Annotated in this window: 15 protein-coding genes; 3 read left to right on the plus strand and 12 right to left on the minus strand. The window is 59.6% G+C overall.

Annotated elements, in window-relative coordinates:
* Position 1 precedes the first annotated feature (1 nt).
* Entirely contained in the window at positions 2-1,144 is a 1,143-nt protein-coding gene (gene pqqE, locus AF70_RS27620) for a pyrroloquinoline quinone biosynthesis protein PqqE (protein ID WP_169342506.1), read from the plus strand.
* Positions 1,110-2,942, plus strand: coding sequence for a S9 family peptidase (locus AF70_RS27625; RefSeq protein WP_028940268.1), 1,833 nt, complete (start codon positions 1,110-1,112; stop codon positions 2,940-2,942). Before pqqE ends, AF70_RS27625 begins: the two co-directional genes overlap by 35 nt.
* Before the next feature lie 154 nt (positions 2,943-3,096).
* Here the strand turns inward: AF70_RS27625 and AF70_RS27630 are convergent, their stop codons facing one another.
* Positions 3,097-3,255 carry a YqaE/Pmp3 family membrane protein gene (locus AF70_RS27630; RefSeq protein WP_032831082.1) on the minus strand — a complete coding sequence of 53 codons (159 nt, stop codon included), beginning with the start codon at positions 3,253-3,255 and terminating at the stop codon, positions 3,097-3,099.
* Between the two features lie 205 nt (positions 3,256-3,460).
* On the minus strand, positions 3,461-4,744 hold the full coding sequence (locus AF70_RS27635) for an aspartate aminotransferase family protein (protein WP_028940267.1): 1,284 nt from the start codon (positions 4,742-4,744) through the stop codon (positions 3,461-3,463).
* A gap of 169 nt (positions 4,745-4,913) precedes the next feature.
* Here AF70_RS27635 and AF70_RS27640 point away from each other — a divergent pair, with 169 nt between their 5' ends.
* Positions 4,914-5,834, plus strand: a complete 921-nt coding sequence (locus AF70_RS27640) for a LysR family transcriptional regulator (RefSeq protein WP_028940266.1) — start codon at positions 4,914-4,916, stop codon at positions 5,832-5,834.
* Positions 5,835-6,059: 225 nt separating this feature from the next.
* Here the strand turns inward: AF70_RS27640 and AF70_RS27645 are convergent, their stop codons facing one another.
* The 10 genes from AF70_RS27645 to bioB all read right to left on the minus strand — a co-directional run bounded on the left by AF70_RS27645 (position 6,060) and on the right by bioB (position 18,489).
* Entirely contained in the window at positions 6,060-7,838 is a 1,779-nt protein-coding gene (locus AF70_RS27645; protein WP_018928824.1) for an acyl-CoA dehydrogenase C-terminal domain-containing protein, read from the minus strand.
* A gap of 187 nt (positions 7,839-8,025) precedes the next feature.
* Entirely contained in the window at positions 8,026-9,822 is a 1,797-nt protein-coding gene (locus AF70_RS27650; RefSeq protein ID WP_028940265.1) for an acyl-CoA dehydrogenase C-terminal domain-containing protein, read from the minus strand.
* A gap of 90 nt (positions 9,823-9,912) precedes the next feature.
* A complete protein-coding gene (locus AF70_RS27655; protein WP_028940264.1) occupies positions 9,913-11,202 on the minus strand; it encodes a GGDEF domain-containing protein in 1,290 nt (429 codons plus the stop codon).
* 225 nt (positions 11,203-11,427) lie between these two features.
* The gene (locus AF70_RS27660) at positions 11,428-13,233 is read right to left on the minus strand and encodes a phenylacyl-CoA dehydrogenase (RefSeq protein ID WP_019580708.1); all 1,806 of its coding nucleotides are present in this window, start codon (positions 13,231-13,233) and stop codon (positions 11,428-11,430) included.
* 277 nt (positions 13,234-13,510) lie between these two features.
* Positions 13,511-13,807 carry a hypothetical protein gene (locus AF70_RS27665; RefSeq protein WP_007936482.1) on the minus strand — a complete coding sequence of 99 codons (297 nt, stop codon included), beginning with the start codon at positions 13,805-13,807 and terminating at the stop codon, positions 13,511-13,513.
* 120 nt (positions 13,808-13,927) lie between these two features.
* Positions 13,928-14,608: a dethiobiotin synthase gene (gene bioD / locus AF70_RS27670; RefSeq protein ID WP_028940263.1), complete on the minus strand. Its 681-nt coding sequence runs from the start codon at positions 14,606-14,608 to the stop codon at positions 13,928-13,930.
* The gene (bioC, locus tag AF70_RS27675; protein ID WP_028940262.1) at positions 14,605-15,417 is read right to left on the minus strand and encodes a malonyl-ACP O-methyltransferase BioC; all 813 of its coding nucleotides are present in this window, start codon (positions 15,415-15,417) and stop codon (positions 14,605-14,607) included. Before bioC ends, bioD begins: the two co-directional genes overlap by 4 nt.
* The gene (locus AF70_RS27680; protein ID WP_028940261.1) at positions 15,410-16,141 is read right to left on the minus strand and encodes an alpha/beta fold hydrolase; all 732 of its coding nucleotides are present in this window, start codon (positions 16,139-16,141) and stop codon (positions 15,410-15,412) included. Before AF70_RS27680 ends, bioC begins: the two co-directional genes overlap by 8 nt.
* Entirely contained in the window at positions 16,134-17,312 is a 1,179-nt protein-coding gene (gene bioF, locus AF70_RS27685) for an 8-amino-7-oxononanoate synthase (RefSeq protein ID WP_019580704.1), read from the minus strand. The genes AF70_RS27680 and bioF overlap by 8 nt, the downstream gene beginning before the upstream one ends.
* A 121-nt stretch (positions 17,313-17,433) precedes the next feature.
* Complete coding sequence (gene bioB / locus AF70_RS27690) at positions 17,434-18,489, minus strand: biotin synthase BioB (protein ID WP_008008198.1); 1,056 nt, start codon at positions 18,487-18,489, stop codon at positions 17,434-17,436.
* Positions 18,490-18,519 lie beyond the last annotated feature (30 nt).

Here is an 18,519-nt window from a genome sequence, read left to right on the forward strand (position 1 = left end):
CGTGTCAGGCAAGTTACCGCCCAAGCCCGACATCGGCCTGCCGCTGTGGCTGCTGGCCGAACTGACTTACCGCTGCCCGCTGCAATGCCCGTACTGCTCCAATCCACTGGATTTCGCCGAGCAAGGCCGGGAGTTGACCACCGTGCAGTGGATCAAAGTCTTTCGCGAAGCCCGGGAAATGGGCGCGGCGCAGTTGGGCTTTTCCGGCGGTGAGCCCTTGGTACGCCAGGACCTCGCCGAGTTGATCGCTGAGGCGCGCAAACTGGGGTTCTACACCAACCTGATCACCTCCGGCATCGGCCTCACCGAGCAGAAAATCAGCGACTTCAAAAAGGCCGGCCTGGACCACATCCAGATCAGTTTTCAAGCCAGCGACGAGCAGGTGAACAATCTGCTGGCCGGCTCGAAAAAGGCCTTCGCGCAAAAACTCGAAATGGCCCGTGCGGTGAAAGCACACGGCTATCCGATGGTGCTGAACTTCGTCACCCATCGGCACAACATCGACAAGATCGACCGGATCATCGAGCTGTGCATTGCCCTTGAGGCAGACTTCGTCGAACTCGCGACGTGCCAGTTCTACGGCTGGGCGCAGCTCAATCGGGTCGGCCTGTTGCCGACCAAAGAGCAACTGGTTCGCGCCGAACGCATCACCAACGAATACCGCGCCAAACTGGAAGCCGAAGGGCATCCGTGCAAGCTGATTTTCGTGACGCCGGACTATTACGAAGAACGTCCGAAAGCCTGCATGAACGGCTGGGGCAGTATTTTTCTGACGGTCACACCAGACGGAACCGCCCTGCCCTGTCATGGCGCCCGACAGCTGCCGGTGCAGTTTCCCAACGTGCGCGATCACAGCATGCAGCACATCTGGTACGACTCGTTCGGCTTCAACCGCTTTCGCGGTTACGACTGGATGCCCGAGCCGTGCCGCTCCTGCGACGAGAAAGAAAAGGACTTCGGCGGCTGCCGTTGCCAGGCGTTCATGCTCACGGGTGACGCGAGCAATGCCGACCCGGTGTGCAGCAAGTCGGAACATCACGGCGTGATCCTCAAGGCCCGCGAAGAAGCCGAGCACGCGACCCAGACCATCGAACAACTGGCCTTTCGCAATGAACGAAACTCACGCCTCATCGCCAAAAGCTGAACCCTTGAGCGCCGCCAGGGCCGTCGCGGCCGGCATCGACTTCGCCGAGTTGCAGGTCGGGCCACATGGCCTGTTCTGGAACGAATACCGCCCCGAAGATGCCGCCTGCCGAGTCTGGCAGTGGCGCGACGGTCAGGCCCATTGCCTGACGCCACCCACGTTCAGTGCGCGCAGCCGGGTGTACGAATATGGCGGTGGCGCGTTTTGTCTGACCGATGACGGGCTGGTGTTCGTCAACGAGGCCGATCAGCAGCTGTATCGGCAATCACTGAGCGATGAGACACCTGAGGTGCTGACTTCAAGTGAATGCCGTTACGGCGATCTGCAGTTCGCCAACGGGCAAGTGCTGGCGGTGGAAGAGAACCGCGATCGGCATCGCCTGGTGGCGATCGATCTGGCAGATGGCCGACGCCATCTGCTGGCCGAGGGTGCCGATTTCTACGCGGCACCGACCCTGAGCCCCGATGGCCGGCGACTGGCCTGGATCGAGTGGAATCGCCCGGATCAGCCCTGGACCGCGACTCGCCTGATGGTTGCCGAACGCCAGAGCAATCACACCTTTGCGCAACCGCGTTGCGTGGCCGGTGACGGTCCTCAGGAGTCACTGCAACAACCGAGATTCGATGACAGCGGCCGTCTGTATTGTCTGACCGATCGCGGCGGTTTCTGGCAGCCGTGGGTGGAGTCGGCCGACGATCTGAGCCCACTCCCGAGCGCTGCTGCCGACCATGGACCGGCGCCCTGGCAATTGGGTGGTTGCACCTGGTTACCGTTGAGCGAAGACACTTATCTGGCGAGTTGGACCGAAGAGGGTTTTGGGCGACTGGGGCTTTGTCATGGCGATGGCTCCCGTGAGGATTTCACGGGCGACTACAGCCGCTTCCGCCATCTCGCACAGGATGACCAGTTCATCTACTGCATCGCCGCTTCACCAGTCAGTTCGGCGTCGGTGATTGCCATTGACCGCAAGACCCGGCAGGTGAAGACCCTCGCCGGTGGCGTTGTCCCCCTGCCGGCCGATCAGATCAGCCGCCCGCAAACCCTGCGTTATCCGAGCGGTTCGGGCGAGGCCCACGGGTTCTTCTACCCGGCGATGAACGACGATACGAAACCGCCCTTGGTGGTGTTCATTCACGGCGGACCGACGTCGGCCTGCTACCCGATGTTCGACCCGCGAATCCAGTATTGGGCACAACGGGGCTTCGCCGTGGCCGACCTCAATTACCGGGGTAGCAGTGGTTACGGCCGCGCTTATCGCCAGGCGCTGCATTTGAGCTGGGGCGACGTGGACGTGGAAGATGCCTGCGCAGTAGTCGGCTACCTGGCCGGGCGCGGACTGATCGACGGCGATAAAGCGTTTATCCGTGGTGGCAGCGCCGGCGGGTACACCGCATTGTGCGCATTGGCCTTTCACAAGGTCTTTCGTGCGGGCGCCAGCCTGTATGGCGTCAGCGATCCCGTTGCGCTGGGCCGCGTCACCCACAAGTTCGAAGGCGATTATCTGGACTGGTTGATCGGAGACCCGGTAGAGGACGCTGAACGCTACGCCGCGCGCACGCCGCTGCTGCACGCGAACAACATTAGCGTTCCAATGATCTTCTTTCAGGGTGAACTGGACGCCGTGGTGGTGCCGCAACAGACCCGCGACATGGTCAAGGCATTACAGGACAACGGCATTCTGGTCGAAGCGCATTACTACGCCGACGAGCGCCATGGCTTTCGCAAGGCCGGCAACCAGGCCCATGCGCTGGAACAGGAATGGTTGTTTTATCGGCGGGTGATGGAGTTGGCGGACTGAAGTCTGCACCCAATACAGATATTTGTGGCGCCCCATTCGCGAGCAAGCCCGCTCCCACACTTTGATCTGCGGTGTTCACAAACAAAGTGTTCGCAGAAGGTCCTGTATGGGAGCGGGCTTGATCGCGAAGGCGATCCAACCAGCACCGCGAAGCTCAGCGCTTGGCGATGATATACACCGCATGCACGATCCCCGGAATGTAACCGCACAACGTCAGCAGAATATTCAGCCAGAACGCCCCGCCGAAACCGACTTGCAGAAACACACCCAGTGGCGGCAACAGAATGGCGATGATGATGCGAATAACGTCCATGGGGCAGCTCCTGATTGAAGTTGGCTCGTGCGAGCCACACAACCAGTCGACCTTTGCCGTTCGTCTGGGTTCAGTCACAGATTCCGAACACGCCCTCGCCAAGTACCTCGATCAGAATAAAAAAACGCCCCAACCAAAAAAATCAGGCGTAGGGCGCTGCGTTATACCGCGAGACGGTTCGGAAATTCGTGTAGGGCGGGTCTGATCAGACCGCAATACCTTTTCGACACTGCAGTTGCGCGGTGCATACGCGGGAGAAGGCGCGGGCCAGGCGCAGGAGCATTTCGTCGATATTGGCCTTGCTGACCGTAAGGGCCGGGGTAAAGCGCAGGCAATCGGGTTGCGGGGCATTGAGCAGCAAGCCTTCGTACAACGCAGCCTTGACTACGGCGTCGGCCGAATCGTCGGACAGATCGAGCCCCCAGAGCAGCCCTTGCCCGCGCAATTCGCCGTGACCATAGCGATGGGCCAGACGACTCAGACCTTCGCCCAGATGCTGAGCGGTTTCCCGCATATGATCGAGAAAGCCCTTGTCTTGCACGCTGTCGAGCACGACAAGCCCGGCGGCACTCATCAACGCATTGCCATGATGAGTGCCGCTCATTTCGCCGATTTCGAAACAACAGGCCTTGCCTCGCGCCAACAATGCCGCCAATGGCACGCCACCGCCGAGCCCTTTGCCGAGCACCACGATATCTGCCCGTACGCCGTAGGACTGTTCGGCAAGCAATGTGCCGCAGCGACCGACGCCGGTTTGCACTTCGTCAAATATCAGCAGAATGCCAAGCTCACGACACAAGCGCTCGACGCCCTTGAGGTAGTGCTCGGTAGCGGGAATCACCCCGGCCTCGCTCTGGATCGGTTCGAGCATGATCGCGACCGTCTGGGCATCCACGGCCGCATGCAAGGCGGGCAGGTCATTGAACGGGACATGACTGAAGCCCGGCAACTGTGGATCGAATCGATTGGTCAGATTCGAACTGTCCGACGCAGAAATCGTCCCGAGACTACGGCCATGACAACCTTTGCTGGCCACAATGATCCGCGAAGCGCCGCCACGATGTTGCTGGCCCCATTTGCGCGCCAGTTTGATCGCCGCTTCACAGGCTTCGCTGCCACTGTTGAGCAGGTACGCCTGGTCACTGCCGGTACTGGCGCAGAGCCGGTCGGCGAGGTTGAGCATGCCGCGGTTGTGCAGTCCGAAACCCGGATTGATCAGCGACTGAGCCTGTTCCGAAATCGCTTTGACCAGTGCTGAAGGGCTATGTCCGAGGCTATTGGCGCCGCCACCCTGTGAGAAATCCAGGTAAGCGCGGTCATCGCTGTCCCACAACCAGGAGCCTTGGCCACGCACGAAAATCTGTTTCGGTCGTTCGACACTGGGCATCAGGCACTCGCTGGAAAAGTTGTCGCTTCTGGCCGGCAGGGAAGTGTCCATCGCCAGGTCATCAAGGCTCGGTGGCTTGCGTCGCAGGTTGAACAGATTCATCGGATAAAACCTCGTCCGAGGTTTTTTGCCTTGCCTATGTAAACACCATCGCTGTAAACGGTATTCATCGTGCTTTATGGCCCTGTAAGCCTTGTGAATGCGGTTAGACTAGGCGTAGGCAAGGCACTGAGCCATTTCGATTTCTCAGCATTTTCGATAAGTATTTCTTATGGATTTCAAACAACTGCGTTATTTCGTCGCGGTCTACGAAGAGGGCCACGTCGGTCGGGCCGCCGAGCGGCTGTCTATCTCCCAGCCAGCGTTGTCCCAGCAGATCCGCCAACTCGAACAGAACCTCGATGTGAGCCTGTTCGAACGCAGCAGCAAACGTCTGCTGCCAACCCTGGCGGCCCACACGTTGTACAACCATGCCCTGCCCTTGCTCGATGGCTTGCAACGCGCGCGCGAAGCCTTGGGCAATTTCAAGGGCAAGGCGCTGCGAACCTTGGCCATTGGCGTGCTGCAGACCGTCCACTCCAGCCTGGTGCCGCAAATGCTCGAACGCGTGCGCAAGGCACAGCCGCATCTGGTGGTGCAGATCTATGAACTGACCGGCCTGGAAATCGAGCGGCGACTACTCAATGGTTCGCTGGACATCGGGATCAGTTACCTGCCGCCCCGTCAGCCGGGTTTGCACGGCGTACCGTTGTACGAAGATGAGCTGACCCTTGTCATCCCGGCGGACCATCCGTTGCGCGAATTCAAGAAGGTCTCCATGAGCCAGGCCGCCGAGTTGCCCATGTTGCTGTTGGGTGAAGAGTTTCAGGTGCGGCAGATCTGGCAGGCACAACTGGCCAGTCTTGGGCGCCGGCCGCAGGTGCAGGCCGAGCTGAACAACATGGCGGGGATTCTCGACAGCCTGCCGCACACGCGGCTGGCGACTGTGCTGCCCGGACGCTCGCAAAAGACCCATGGCGACCAAGAGTTGCTGTGGAAACCACTGAGTGAGCCGCGGGTGCCGCTGAAGGTGGGGTTGGTGTGTCGGGATGTGCAGCGGCAACAGGCTTCGCTGGCGTTGTTGCGGACATTGCTGGAAGAGGTGATGGATGAACACTTGCGTAGCCCGACGGCCCTGGATGGGTTGAGCTGAACTTTTTTGCAGGCAAAAGAAAACCCCGCCGAAGCGGGGCTTTGCAGACTGTTTCCCTGACATCCATTTCACTCCGCCGTCCTGGCAGAATCCTACGTGTCCGTGTTGTTGCTTTGCGCTTCCTGCGCGACGTCCATGTGAAGTAGATTAGCTCTGGATCCAATCTGCGCATATGGGAAAACAGCAGCACGTCATGTAAGAGAATGCTTACATGACGTTACAGGGTCAGAATTGTCCTGCGTCCAACAGGAACAGCGACTCACTCCCCGCCTTTACCGACGCGCTCAACGAGTGAATACGCGGCAGCAGACGGGCGAAATAGAACCGCGCCGTACCGAGCTTGCTCGCGTAGAAATCGTCCTGCGCTTCCTTGCCGAAGGCTGCCTTGGCCATCAGTGCCCACATGTAGGCATAGGCTGTGTAACCGAATGCTTGTAGATACTCGACCGAAGCAGCGCCGATTTCGTTCGGGTTGTTTTTAGCCCGGTCCAGCAGCCATGCGGTCAGATCGTCGAGGGTGCCCACTGCATCGTTCAGCGGTTTGGTGAACTCCGCCAAATCAGCACTGGCCGTCGCGGTGAAATGACGAATCTCGTCAGCGAACAGTTTGTAGAACGCCCCGCCGCTGCCGACGATCTTGCGCCCGACAAGGTCCAGCGCCTGAATACCATTGGTGCCTTCGTAGATCTGCGTGATACGCACGTCACGAACCAGTTGCTCCTGGCCCCACTCACGGATGTAGCCGTGGCCGCCAAAAATCTGCTGGCCATGAACTGTGGTTTCCAGCCCCAAATCGGTCAGGAATGCCTTGGCAACAGGCGTCAATAGTGCGACCAGGTCTTCTGCGCGCTTGCGGGTGGTGGCGTCTTCGCTGAACTTGGCGGTGTCCAGTTGCATCGCCACGTAAGTGGAAAATGCACGGCCGCCTTCGTTCGAGGCTTTCATGGTCAGCAGCATGCGACGCACGTCCGGGTGGACGATGATCGGGTCAGCCACTTTGTCCTTGTTCTGCGCGCCGGTCGGCGAACGGCTCTGCAGGCGGTCGCGAGCGTATTCAATAGCGTTCTGGTAGGAACGTTCACCCGAGGCCAGGCCCTGGATGCCGACGCCCAGACGCTCGTAGTTCATCATGGTGAACATCGCCGCCAGGCCTTTGTTCGGCTCGCCGACCAGGTAACCCACGGCTTCGTCGAAGTTCATCACGCAGGTTGCGGACGCCTGGATACCCATCTTGTGTTCGATCGAACCGCAGGTCGCCGGGTTGCGCGCACCGAGGCTGCCGTCGGCATTGACCATGAACTTCGGCACCAGGAACAGCGAAATACCTTTCGGCCCTGCTGGCGCGTCCGGCAGCTTGGCCAGTACCAAGTGGATGATGTTCTCGGTCAGGTCGTGTTCGCCGCCGGTGATGAAGATCTTGGTACCGCTGACCTTGTAGGAACCGTCAGCCTGAGGTTCGGCCTTGGTGCGGATAATCCCCAGGTCAGTACCAGCGTGCGGCTCGGTCAGGCACATCGAACCGGCCCAGACCCCGGCGTACATGTTCGGCAGGTACGCGGCTTTCAGCTCTTCGCTGGCGTGGGCGTTGATCGACAGGCAGGCGCCGGCGGTCAGCATCGGGTACAGACCGAACGACAGGCTGGCGGAGTTGACCATTTCTTCGACCTGCGCCGAAACGGCCTTGGGCATGCCCATGCCGCCGTAGGTCGGATCGCCACCGACACCGACCCAACCGCCTTCAGCGTAGGTCTGATACGCCTGTGGGAAACCGGCAGGGGTGGTGACGGCACCGTCGGCCCAGTGGCAACCTTCTTCGTCAGCCGCACGGCTCAGGGGCGCGATGCTTTTGCTGGTGACCTTGCCGGCTTCTTCCAGAATGGCTTCGACGGTTTCAGCATCGACGGTCTCGGCGAGCGCAGGCAGTTCGGCCCAGAGTTTGGCGACCTCGAAAACTTCATTGAGGACGAAGCGCATATCGCGCAGGGGCGCTTTGTAGTCAGCCATGGCAAACCTCGCAAGATCTAAACAGGTGGTTCGTAGGAATAGTGATTTCGTTGTGTCCGAGTGTACCTCAACAACTTTTACGACACATAGGGTCAGCCCATGACCGATTTGTTATTTTTAGTCACTGAGCTGTTCTTCATAAAGAAGCCCGCAGCAAGGCGGGCTTCTTTATGGCTGATTTGAATGATTAAAGTGCAAACAACTCCGCCGGCAACTTCATCAAACAGTCGCTACCCGCCTCGATGGCCGCCCGATGAGCAGCCGTACGCGGCAGTAAACGCTTGAAGTAAAACTCGTTGGTCGCCAGTTTGCCCTGGCAGTAATCGGCATCCCCAGTGCCTGCATCCAACTGCGCCTGAGCCACCAGCGCCATGCGTAGCCACAGGTAGCCGAGGATGATGTAGCCGCTGTACATCAGGTAATCCACCGAGGCGGCACCCACTTCATCCGGATTTTTCATCGCCGCCATGCCGATCCTGGTGGTCAATTCGCCCCACTGCTGATTCAAATCGTTGAGTTGCGCCACATAGCTGCCGAGTTGCGGATGCTCAGCGTTTGCCGCACAAAACTTATGGACGATTTTGGTGAAACCACGCAGCAGTTTTCCCTGACTGCCAAGGACTTTGCGCCCCAGCAGATCCAGCGCCTGAATGCCGTTGGTGCCTTCGTAGATCGGCGCGATCCGGCAGTCGCGAACCAACTGCTCCATGCCCCACTCACGAATGAAACCGTGGCCGCCAAACACCTGCATGCCAAGGTTGGTCACCTCCAGCCCGGTGTCGGTCATGAAGGCTTTGCAGATTGGTGTGAGGAACGCCAGCAAATCCTCGGCGTCCTGACGCGCCGTTTCATCCGGGCTCATATGCGCAGCGTCCAGCAACTGTGCGGTGAAGTAAGTCAGCGCCCGGTTGCCTTCGTTGAAGGCCTTCATGGTCAACAACATCCTGCGCACATCGGGATGCACGATGATCGGGTCGGCGGGTTTTTCCGGGGCTTTCGGGCCAGTCAGCGAGCGCATTTGCAGACGGTCGCTGGCGTATTTGACCGCGCCCTGGAAGCTCGCCTCCCCCAGACACAAACCTTGCATGCCAGTGCCGAGCCGCGCGTGGTTCATCATGGTGAACATGCAGTTCAGGCCCTTGTTCGGCTCACCGATCAAGAAACCCTTGGCATCGTCGAAATTCAGCACGCAGGTGGCCGAGGCCTTGATGCCCATTTTGTGTTCGATCGAGCCGCAGGAAACGCCGTTGCGCTCGCCCGCCTCGCCCTCGGCATTGGGTAGGAATTTGGGCACTATAAACAGCGAAATACCTTTGGTCCCCGCTGGCGCGTCCGGCAGTTTGGCCAGCACCAGATGAATGATGTTGTCACTCATGTCGTGTTCGCCGGCGGATATGAATATCTTGCTGCCGGAGATCGCGTAACTGCCGTCGGCCTGAGGCACGGCGCGGGTCTTGATGATGCCCAGATCGGTGCCGCAATGAGCTTCGGTCAGGCACATGGTGCCGGTCCATTGGCCTGCGGTGAGTTTGCTCAGGTAGGTCTGTTTCTGTTCTTCAGTGCCATGGGCATGGATGGCCGACATCGCACCGTGGGTCAGGCCGGGGTACATGCCCCAGGACGTGTTACTGGAGCCGACCATTTCGCTGATGACCAGCCCCAAGGAACTTGGCAGGCCCTGGCCACCGTAAGCCGGGTCCGCCGCCAGACCATGCCAGCCGCCTTCCACGTATTGTGCGAATGCTTGCTTGAAACCTGTAGGCGTTGTGACTACACCGTTGTCGAAATGGCAGCCTTCTTCGTCGCCGCTGCGGTTCAGCGGTGCGAGAACGTTCTCACAGAATTTCGCGCCTTCTTCGAGGATCGCATTGACCATGTCCGGGCTGGCATCGGTGGCCCCCAGCGCGGCGTAATTGCGGTGAAAATCGAAGACGTGATCGATCAGAAAGCGCATGTCGCGCAGGGGAGCTTTATACTCGGGCATGGTCATTTCTCCGGCAGCAGATGGCTCAAACCTACTGCCGTGCATCACACCTCACAATCACAGTCCAGACGCTGAATGCGCCATCATCACTCAACCCGCAGCAGCGTCCATGCGCACTGCGCCACGGCGGTTCTGACCGAAGGCCATCACACAGTTTCGCCCCGCGCCCTTGGCGCTGTAGAGCGCCTGGTCGGCGGATTTGAGCACTTCTTCAGGGGTGCGTTGTTCCAGCCGTTCGGCGACGCCGATGCTGACAGTGACCGAAACACTCGAGGCACCCGAACCCGCGCGACGCTGGCGTCCCTGCTGGTCATCCTGGGGACGGCTGTCCTGATTGCGCAGCTGGATATTGTAAGTGGCGATGGATTCGCGGATGACCTCCAGATGCGGCATGCACTCTTCGAGGGTCTTGCCTGCGAACACCAAGGCAAATTCCTCACCGCCGTAGCGATATGCCCTACCACCACCACTGATTTTCGACAGCTTGCTGGCGACCAGACGCAACACTTGGTCGCCGACATCGTGGCCGTGGGTGTCGTTGAATTTCTTGAAGTGGTCGACGTCGCTCATCGCCAGCACGTAATTGCGCCCCAGCCGTTGCATGCGCTCGTTCAGGGCGCGGCGCCCCGGCAGGCCGGTGAGTTCGTCGCGGAAAGCCATCTGATAGGCCTCATGGGCAACCGCGGCGGCAATCATCAACATCACCTGGCTGCACATGATGTTGAGGGTGAAGGGCAGGATGAAGGTTTTCGGCAACATCCAGAACAATCCCAACAGCCCCACCCATTGCGCAGCGTGCAAAGGTCTTGGGTTGCGCCAGTATTGCCAGGCCAATAACAGGAACGAGGCGATGAACACGGGATAAGACAATTGGATCAGGCTCATCCACGCACCATGCAACGCCGGCCAGCGGATCTCCGACAGCCACATCAGCAGCGCCTGTGGGTAACTTTGCTCCAGCCCCAGCGCCACACTGCCGAACGCCAGCAACACAGCGAAACGCGCCACCATGTCCTGGAACAGGTGAGTACGCTCTTGCCAGGCAGCGAACAAGCCAAACAGCAACGGCAACAACAGACAGCACAGATGGAACACCACCGCGGCGTCTTCACGAACCTTGCCGTTGTCGCGGTAATAGTCAGTCTGGGTGTCGAGCAGAAAGTAGGCGATGTACACCGTGACCATCAAAAACAGTTCACGCTGACGTCGATAAACCGCGCAATACGCACCGCCGAGCAACAGCACCAGAGTGGGCAGCACGTTGAACAGCGAAGTGAAGAAGACGTTGAGATCCTTGACGTAGGCAGCCGCAAGCCCCGCGAGCAACAACAGCAGCGATGGCAAAAAATGGCTGAAACGTACAGCGGAAGAACGCGGCAAGGGTAAAGCTCCGACCCGGCAAACAAGATGGCATTGTGCCTGCATTTGGAGCAGCTAAGCACCTGCAATGTGACACGCGTCACATCGCAGCCTCTTTAACGGCAGCAAAGTCGTTCTTCTTAGCGTTTTAGTCAGGAATATTTAAAGACGTGATCGTTTGCGTCAGGCATAAAAAAGCCGCTGCTTCCGAAGAAGCAGCGGCTTTGTGAAGAGACTGCGTAGGGCTTAGTAACCCAGTGCGAAGTCTTCTTCTTTCATGTCCATCAGGTTGTTGGCGCCCGACAGCATGGTTGCAACGTGAGTGCGGGTACGCGGCAGGATGCGCTGGAAGTAGAAGCGCGCAGTCTGCAGCTTGGCGGTGTAGAACGCCTCTTCGGTGGTACCGGCAGCCAGTTTCTCGGCCGCCAGACGCGCCATGTCAGCCCAGAAGTAGGCCAGGCAGGCGTAACCGGAGTACATCAGGTAGTCCACGGATGCTGCGCCGACTTCTTCGCGATCTTTCATGGCCGCCATACCGACCTTCATGGTCAGCTCGCCCCATTCTTTGTTCAGCGCAGCCAATGGCTCGACGAACTCTTTGACCGCGTCATTGCCTTCGTTGCTCTGGCAGAACTTGTGGACGATCTTGGTGAAGCCCTTGAGCGCTTCGCCTTGAGTCATCAGCACTTTACGGCCCAGCAGGTCGAGTGCCTGGATGCCGGTGGTGCCTTCGTACAGCATCGAAATACGGCTGTCGCGAACGTTCTGCTCCATGCCCCACTCGGCGATGAAGCCGTGGCCACCGTAGATCTGCACGCCGTGGTTGGCGGATTCGAAACCGACTTCAGTCATGAAGGCTTTGGCGATCGGCGTCATGAAGGCCAGCAATGCGTCGGCTTTCTTCTTCTCTTCTTCATCGACACCGTATTTGACGATGTCGACTTGCTTGGCGGTGAAGTAAACCATCGCACGGTTGCCTTCGGCGAACGCCTTCATGGTCAACAGCATGCGACGTACATCAGGGTGAACGATGATCGGGTCAGCGGCTTTGTCCGGCGCTTTCGGGCCAGTCAGGGAGCGCATTTGCAGGCGATCGCGAGCGTATTTCAGGCCGCCCTGGAAACCGATCTCGGCGTGTGCCAGACCTTGCAGCGCGGTACCCAGACGTGCGGTGTTCATGAAGGTGAACATGCAGTTCAGGCCTTTGTTCGCCGGGCCGATCAGGTAACCGGTGGCCGCGTCGAAGTTCATCACGCAGGTGGCGTTGCCGTGGATGCCCATCTTGTGTTCCAGGGAACCGCAGCTCACAGCGTTGCGCGCGCCGATCGAGCCATCTGCGTTCGGCAGGAATTTCGGCACGATGAACAGCGAGATGCCTTTGGTGCCGGCAGGTGCGTCCGGCAGACGTGCCAGAACGATGTGGACGATGTTGTCGGCCATATCGTGCTCACCGGCCGAGATGAAGATCTTGGTGCCGGACACTTTGTAGGAGCCGTCGGCCTGAGGTTCGGCCTTGGTGCGCAACATGCCCAGGTCAGTGCCGCAGTGCGGTTCGGTCAGGCACATGGTGCCGGTCCATTCGCCGGAAACCAGTTTGGTCAGGTAAGCCTCTTGCTGCTCAGGCGTGCCATGCTCGGAAATAGTGTTCATCGCGCCATGGGACAGGCCTGGGTACATGCCCCACGACCAGTTGGCCTCGCCAACCATTTCGCTGACAGCCAGGCCCAGAGACTCCGGCAGGCCCTGGCCGCCGTGCTCTACGTCGTGAGCCAGGCTTGGCCAGCCGCCTTCGACGAATTGCTTGTAGGCTTCTTTGAAGCCAGTCGGAGTTTTAACGCCGGACTCGCTCCAGGTGCAGCCTTCGATGTCACCCACACGGTTCAGCGGAGCCAGCACCTGCTCACAAAACTTGGCGCCTTCTTCGAGAATGGCGTCAACCATGTCCGGAGTTGCGTCCTGGCAAGCCGGAAGGCTCTGATAGTGCGCTTCGTAGCCGAGCAGTTCGTCACGAACGAAGCGAATATCACGCAAGGGGGCCTTGTAGTCAGGCATAGCGATAAACCTCTGCTGATGTAACCGGGAATGAACGACCGTGGTGATTTGTTGTAACGGTCAAACAGTTGTTTGAAACATACGTTTACGCCCAAATCTTGTCAAGCGCCGATCTTTTGCCGTTCGTCTTCGATCTATGAAAATCTTGGGCGCGCAGTGGCGCAACGTCGTTGATTGAGCAACACGTCATGTAGGAGAGATTAGTTGAGGGAGAAGGACTTACGCAGAAAAACGCCGCGAACAGGCGCGGCGCTGGGGTAGTGAATTCAATGAGGAATCAGGCGAAGGTATCGATCAACGTACCGAGCATTTCATCGGAGGCCTTGGCGACTTTGACACCAAGTTCCACCTGAAACTTGCCTTGAGACATCTCGACCACATTGCTGGCCAGATCCGATTGCTGGCTGCGGTCTACCGAGCGTAGACGATCGACCTGAACCTCGGAGGACTGACTGGTGACCGAACGCTCGATGGTGTTGTTGGCGATCTGCCCCGAAGCCTGATCGACACGGTTCTGCCCTGTCTGAATAGTGCTCAGACCGGCATAAAAAGCGGTGTTTCCTGAGATTTCCATGGGAGAACTCGTCCTACAAAGGATCAACAGCGGCCATTGAACCAGACACGCCGCTAAAAGGCCCGACAAAAACACTAATGGCACAGTGCCTTATCATAGGTAAAACCCACGCCAGAAACGTCAGTCCAGCAGATCCAGCTGTAGATGTTCGGCCACCGCTTCGGCCGTCACCGACTTGAGTTTCGGCACCCGCCCCAAGCACGGCGCGGGAATGCGCTCGGCCAGCGTCGCCAGGTTCTCTTCAAGACGCGAGGTCTTCGGATCGATGATGTTCGCCACCCACCCCGCCAACTGCAAACCATCGCGAGCAATTGCCTCGGCCGTCAGCAGCGCATGGTTGATGCAGCCCAGGCGCACGCCGACCACCAGGATCACCGGCAGATCCAGCGCCATGGCCAGGTCTGACAGATTGTCTTGATCCGCCAACGGCACTCGCCAGCCGCCAGCGCCTTCGATCAAGGTGAAGTCCGCCTGCAGATCCAGAACCTGCCGCATTGGTGCCAGCAACGATTGCACGGTTAGCGCCACGCCAGCCTCCCGCGCCGCCAGATGCGGTGCGATCGCCGGCTCGAACGCGACCGGATTGACCTGATCGTAGGTCAACGGTATCGAGCATTCGGCCAGCAGTGCCAGCGCATCGGCGTTGCGTAGCCCCTTGGGCGTGAGCTCACACCCGGAGGCTACCGGCTTACCCGCCGCGGTGCTCAACCCCGCCAATCGCGCGGCATGCAGCAAACCTGCGGCGACGGTGGTCTTGCCGACATCGGTGTCAGTACCAGTGATGAAATAGGCTGCGCTCATAAGGGTTTCTCCAGCACGGCGTAAACCACTTGATAAGTCGCCGGCAGTCCCTGTGCCTGACGAAACTGCTCGTAAGCCTCGATCAAGCCGAGGATTCGCGCCCTGCCGGTCAAACCGCCCGGCCGACCGGGGTTCAGGTTATGCGCCCCGAGAGCCTTGAGCTCATGGGTCAGGCTGCGGACATCGGGGTAATGCAACACATGTGGATGTGTTTCAAGGCTGATAACCTTCAAGCCACTGCCCGCGCAAAGCTGCTGGTAAACACCGAACTCGCGGAAGCGGTTTACGTGCACCATGCCATCCACCTGACGCCAGCTGTCGCGCAATTCGTACAGAGTCCCTACACACAGACTAGCAAACGCGAAAATACCGCCCGGTTTCAGCACCCGATTCGCTTCGTTGAGCACCGAGGCGAAATCCGCGCACCATTGCACCGCCAGGCTGGAGAAGACCAGGTCGCAGGTCGAATCCTGCAACGGCAAGCGTTCGGCATCACCGGCGATGAAATGGTTGGCGCCGCCCAAGGGACGGGCGTGATTGAGCATCCCCTCTGCGATATCAAGGGCCAGCCCGTTGCCGGCAGGAAAACGCTCACCGAGCGCACGGCTGAAATACCCGGTGCCACAACCCATGTCCAGCCATCGACCCGGGACAAAATCCTCCGGTAAGCGACGCAACAATTCATTGCCAACGTCGCGCTGCAATTCGGCCACGCTGTCGTAGCTCGCTGCCGCTCGGGAAAAGGACGCCGCTACCTGGCGTTTATCGGGCAAGCCGCCGGGCAGGTTGGGAAGGGACAAATCAGTCATCACCGGACTCATGCAAAAAGGCCTGAATCGCCCCCGCCACACCATGGGGGTCTTCCAGAAGAAACGCGTGGCTGGCCTGTTCAATCAGACCGATTTCGACATCCGGCAGCAGCGTCAGCAAATCCCCCGCCGCTTCGGCCGGGACCAATCCGTCGAGGCCACCGAACAAGTGCAATTGCGGACCACGAAACGCCTGCAACGCTTGCCGGGTATCCAGCTGTGCAAGCAACTCCAGGCCGCTCATCAGCACCGATGGAGACGAAAGCGGTGCGCCAGCGAGCAACAGCCGCGATAGCCCGCGCGGGTCTGCGGCACCTTGGGTGCACAGCAGCGAGAAACGTTTCAACGTTATGCCTGGGTCGACTTTGCAACCGGCCAGAAACGCGTCGAAGGTCTCGCCGGGCATCCCGCTCGACCACTGCTCATGGGCGACAAAAGAAGGATTACTCGCCAGGGTCACCAAACCGCAGCAACGGTCACCACGCTTCGCCGCCAATTCGGACGCCAGCATGCCGCCCAATGACCAGCCACCGAGCCAGGCATCCTGGGGCAGCGTCGAATCCAGTTCATCGAGCCATTCTTCAAGGTCGCTCGATTCCAGTTCCGGCAGTGGTTCGATTTCGACGCGCAGATGCTCATCCAAGCCTTGCAAGGCAGCCGCCAAGGGTTCCAGCGGCGAAATCCCGAGACCCCAGCCCGGCAGCAGAATCAGACGATCACGCATGGCTTGGCTCCGGTCCCAGTTGTTGAAAACAATCGGCCAGTCCATTTAACAATAGCTGCACCTGCGCCTCGCTGTGAGCGGCGGTCAGGGTTACGCGCAAGCGGGCGCTGCCGGCAGGCACGGTCGGTGGACGGATCGCGGTCACCATCAAGCCACGCTCACGCAGCATCTGCGACAGCCGGACCGCGCGCCCGGCATCGCCAATCATGATCGGCTGAATCGGCGTGAAGCTGTCCATCAACTCCAGGCCAATCTGCTCGGCGCCTTGGCGGAACTGGCGAATCAGCGCCTGCAAATGCTCACGTCGCCAGTGTTCGCTGCGCAACAATTCCAGGCTTTTAAGCGTCGCGCAGGCCAGTGCCGGCGGCTGGCTGGTGGTGTAGATGTAGGGGCGAGCGAACTGGATCAGGCTCTCGATCAACTCCTCACTGCCAGCCACAAAAGCACCGGCCGTACCGAACGCCTTGCCGAGGGTGCCAACCAACACCGGCACGTCCTCCTGACTCAGGCCGAAATGCTCGACGACCCCACCGCCATTGGCGCCCAGCGGACCAAAGCCGTGAGCGTCATCGACCATCAACCAGGCGCCTTTGGCCTTGGCTTCCCGCGCCAGCGCCGGCAGATCGGCGATGTCGCCGTCCATGCTGAACACGCCGTCGGTGACCACCAGCGTATTGCCGGTGGCCTTCTCAAGGCGTTTTGCCAGACTGGCCGCGTCGTTATGCAGATAGCGGTTGAAACGCGCACCGGACAGCAAACCGGCATCCAGCAACGACGCGTGATTGAGCCGGTCTTCCAGCACCGTATCGCCCTGCCCGACCAATGCAGTGACCGCACCGAGGTTGGCCATGTAGCCGGTGGTGAACAGCAATGCGCGCGGACGTCCGGTGAATTCGGCAAGGGCTTCTTCCAGCGCGTGATGCGGGCCGCTGTGGCCAATCACCAGATGTGAAGCACCACCGCCCACGCCCCAACAAGACGCGCCGGCACGCCAGGCTTCGATCACTTGCGGATGATTGGCCAGCCCCAGGTAATCGTTGTTACAGAACGCCAGCAATGGTTGACCATCGACCACCACTTCCGGGCCTTGAGGGCTTTCAAGCAGCGGGCGCTGGCGATAAAGGTTTTCGGCACGACGGGCAGCAAGGCGTGCGGCGAGATCGAAAGACATGCAGGCCTCGAAGATCAGAGTGTAGGAGCCTGCTTGCTGGCGATAGCATCACCACGGTCTGTCTGAATGACCGTTGTGATGCTATCGCCAGCAAGCAGGCTCCTACAGGGTTTTGCGTGGGTTAAACAGCAGCGTTATAGAACTGCTCGCTGCTCTTCTGCTCCACCAGTGCCTGTTCGATGGCGGCCTGATGCACTTCGTCGGCGTGCTCCTCGCGAGCTTCCGGCAGGATGCCCAGACGCGAGAACAGTTGCATGTCCTTGTCTGCCTGCGGGTTGGCGGTGGTCAGCAGTTTTTCGCCGTAGAAAATCGAGTTGGCGCCGGCAAAGAACGCCAGGGCCTGCATCTGCTCGTTCATCGCTTCGCGACCGGCGGACAGGCGTACATGGGATTTCGGCATAAGGATGCGTGCAACGGCGAGCATGCGGATGAAGTCGAACGGATCGACGTCGTCGGCATTTTCCAGCGGCGTGCCGGCGACTTTCACCAACATGTTGATCGGCACCGACTCTGGATGCTCTGGCAGGTTGGCCAGCTGGATCAGCAGGTTGGCGCGGTCGTCGAGGGACTCGCCCATGCCGAGAATGCCGCCGGAGCAGATCTTCATCCCCGAATCACGCACGTAGGCCAGGGTTTGCAGGCGCTCGCTGTAAGTGCGGGTGGTGATGATGCTGCCGTAGAACTCCGGCGAGGTGTCGAGGTTGTGGTTGTAGTAGTCCAGGCCGGCTTCGGCCAGGGCGACGGTCTGGTCCTGATCGAGACGACCAAGGGTCATGCAGGTTTCCAGGCCCATGGCTTTCACGCCTTTGACCATCTCCAGCACGTAAGGCATGTCTTTGGCCGACGGGTGTTTCCACGCCGCGCCCATGCAGAAACGGGTCGAACCGATGGCCTTGGCGCGAGCGGCCTCTTCGAGGACCTTCTGCACTTCCATCAGTTTTTCTTTTTCCAGGCCAGTGTTGTAGTGACCCGACTGCGGACAATATTTGCAGTCTTCAGGGCACGCGCCGGTCTTGATCGACAGCAGGGTGGAAACCTGGACGCGATTGGCATCGAAATGCGCGCGGTGCACCGTTTGCGCCTGGAACAACAGGTCATTGAATGGCTGAACGAAGAGTGCTTTGACTTCAGCCAAAGACCAGTCGTGACGCAGGGTGGCAGTGGTGCTGGCGCTCATGGGCGATTCCTTGGTTATGCTTGGCAAGCG

The sequence above is a fragment of the Pseudomonas sp. KD5 genome (assembly GCF_012932895.1).
Classification (GTDB): Bacteria; Pseudomonadota; Gammaproteobacteria; order Pseudomonadales; family Pseudomonadaceae; genus Aquipseudomonas.

Excerpts from the sequence above, each read along its gene's own strand:
- AF70_RS27625 (WP_028940268.1), top strand. The coding sequence starts at position 1,110 with ATGAACGAAACTCACGCCTCATCGCCAAAAGCTGAACCCTTGAGCGCC.
- AF70_RS27630 (WP_032831082.1), bottom strand. The coding sequence starts at position 3,255 with ATGGACGTTATTCGCATCATCATCGCCATTCTGTTGCCGCCACTGGGT.
- AF70_RS27635 (WP_028940267.1), bottom strand. The coding sequence starts at position 4,744 with ATGAATCTGTTCAACCTGCGACGCAAGCCACCGAGCCTTGATGACCTG.
- AF70_RS27640 (WP_028940266.1), top strand. The coding sequence starts at position 4,914 with ATGGATTTCAAACAACTGCGTTATTTCGTCGCGGTCTACGAAGAGGGC.
- AF70_RS27645 (WP_018928824.1), bottom strand. The coding sequence starts at position 7,838 with ATGGCTGACTACAAAGCGCCCCTGCGCGATATGCGCTTCGTCCTCAAT.
- AF70_RS27650 (WP_028940265.1), bottom strand. The coding sequence starts at position 9,822 with ATGCCCGAGTATAAAGCTCCCCTGCGCGACATGCGCTTTCTGATCGAT.
- AF70_RS27660 (WP_019580708.1), bottom strand. The coding sequence starts at position 13,233 with ATGCCTGACTACAAGGCCCCCTTGCGTGATATTCGCTTCGTTCGTGAC.
- AF70_RS27665 (WP_007936482.1), bottom strand. The coding sequence starts at position 13,807 with ATGGAAATCTCAGGAAACACCGCTTTTTATGCCGGTCTGAGCACTATT.
- bioD (WP_028940263.1), bottom strand. The coding sequence starts at position 14,608 with ATGAGCGCAGCCTATTTCATCACTGGTACTGACACCGATGTCGGCAAG.
- bioC (WP_028940262.1), bottom strand. The coding sequence starts at position 15,417 with ATGACTGATTTGTCCCTTCCCAACCTGCCCGGCGGCTTGCCCGATAAA.
- AF70_RS27680 (WP_028940261.1), bottom strand. The coding sequence starts at position 16,141 with ATGCGTGATCGTCTGATTCTGCTGCCGGGCTGGGGTCTCGGGATTTCG.
- bioF (WP_019580704.1), bottom strand. The coding sequence starts at position 17,312 with ATGTCTTTCGATCTCGCCGCACGCCTTGCTGCCCGTCGTGCCGAAAAC.
- bioB (WP_008008198.1), bottom strand. The coding sequence starts at position 18,489 with ATGAGCGCCAGCACCACTGCCACCCTGCGTCACGACTGGTCTTTGGCT.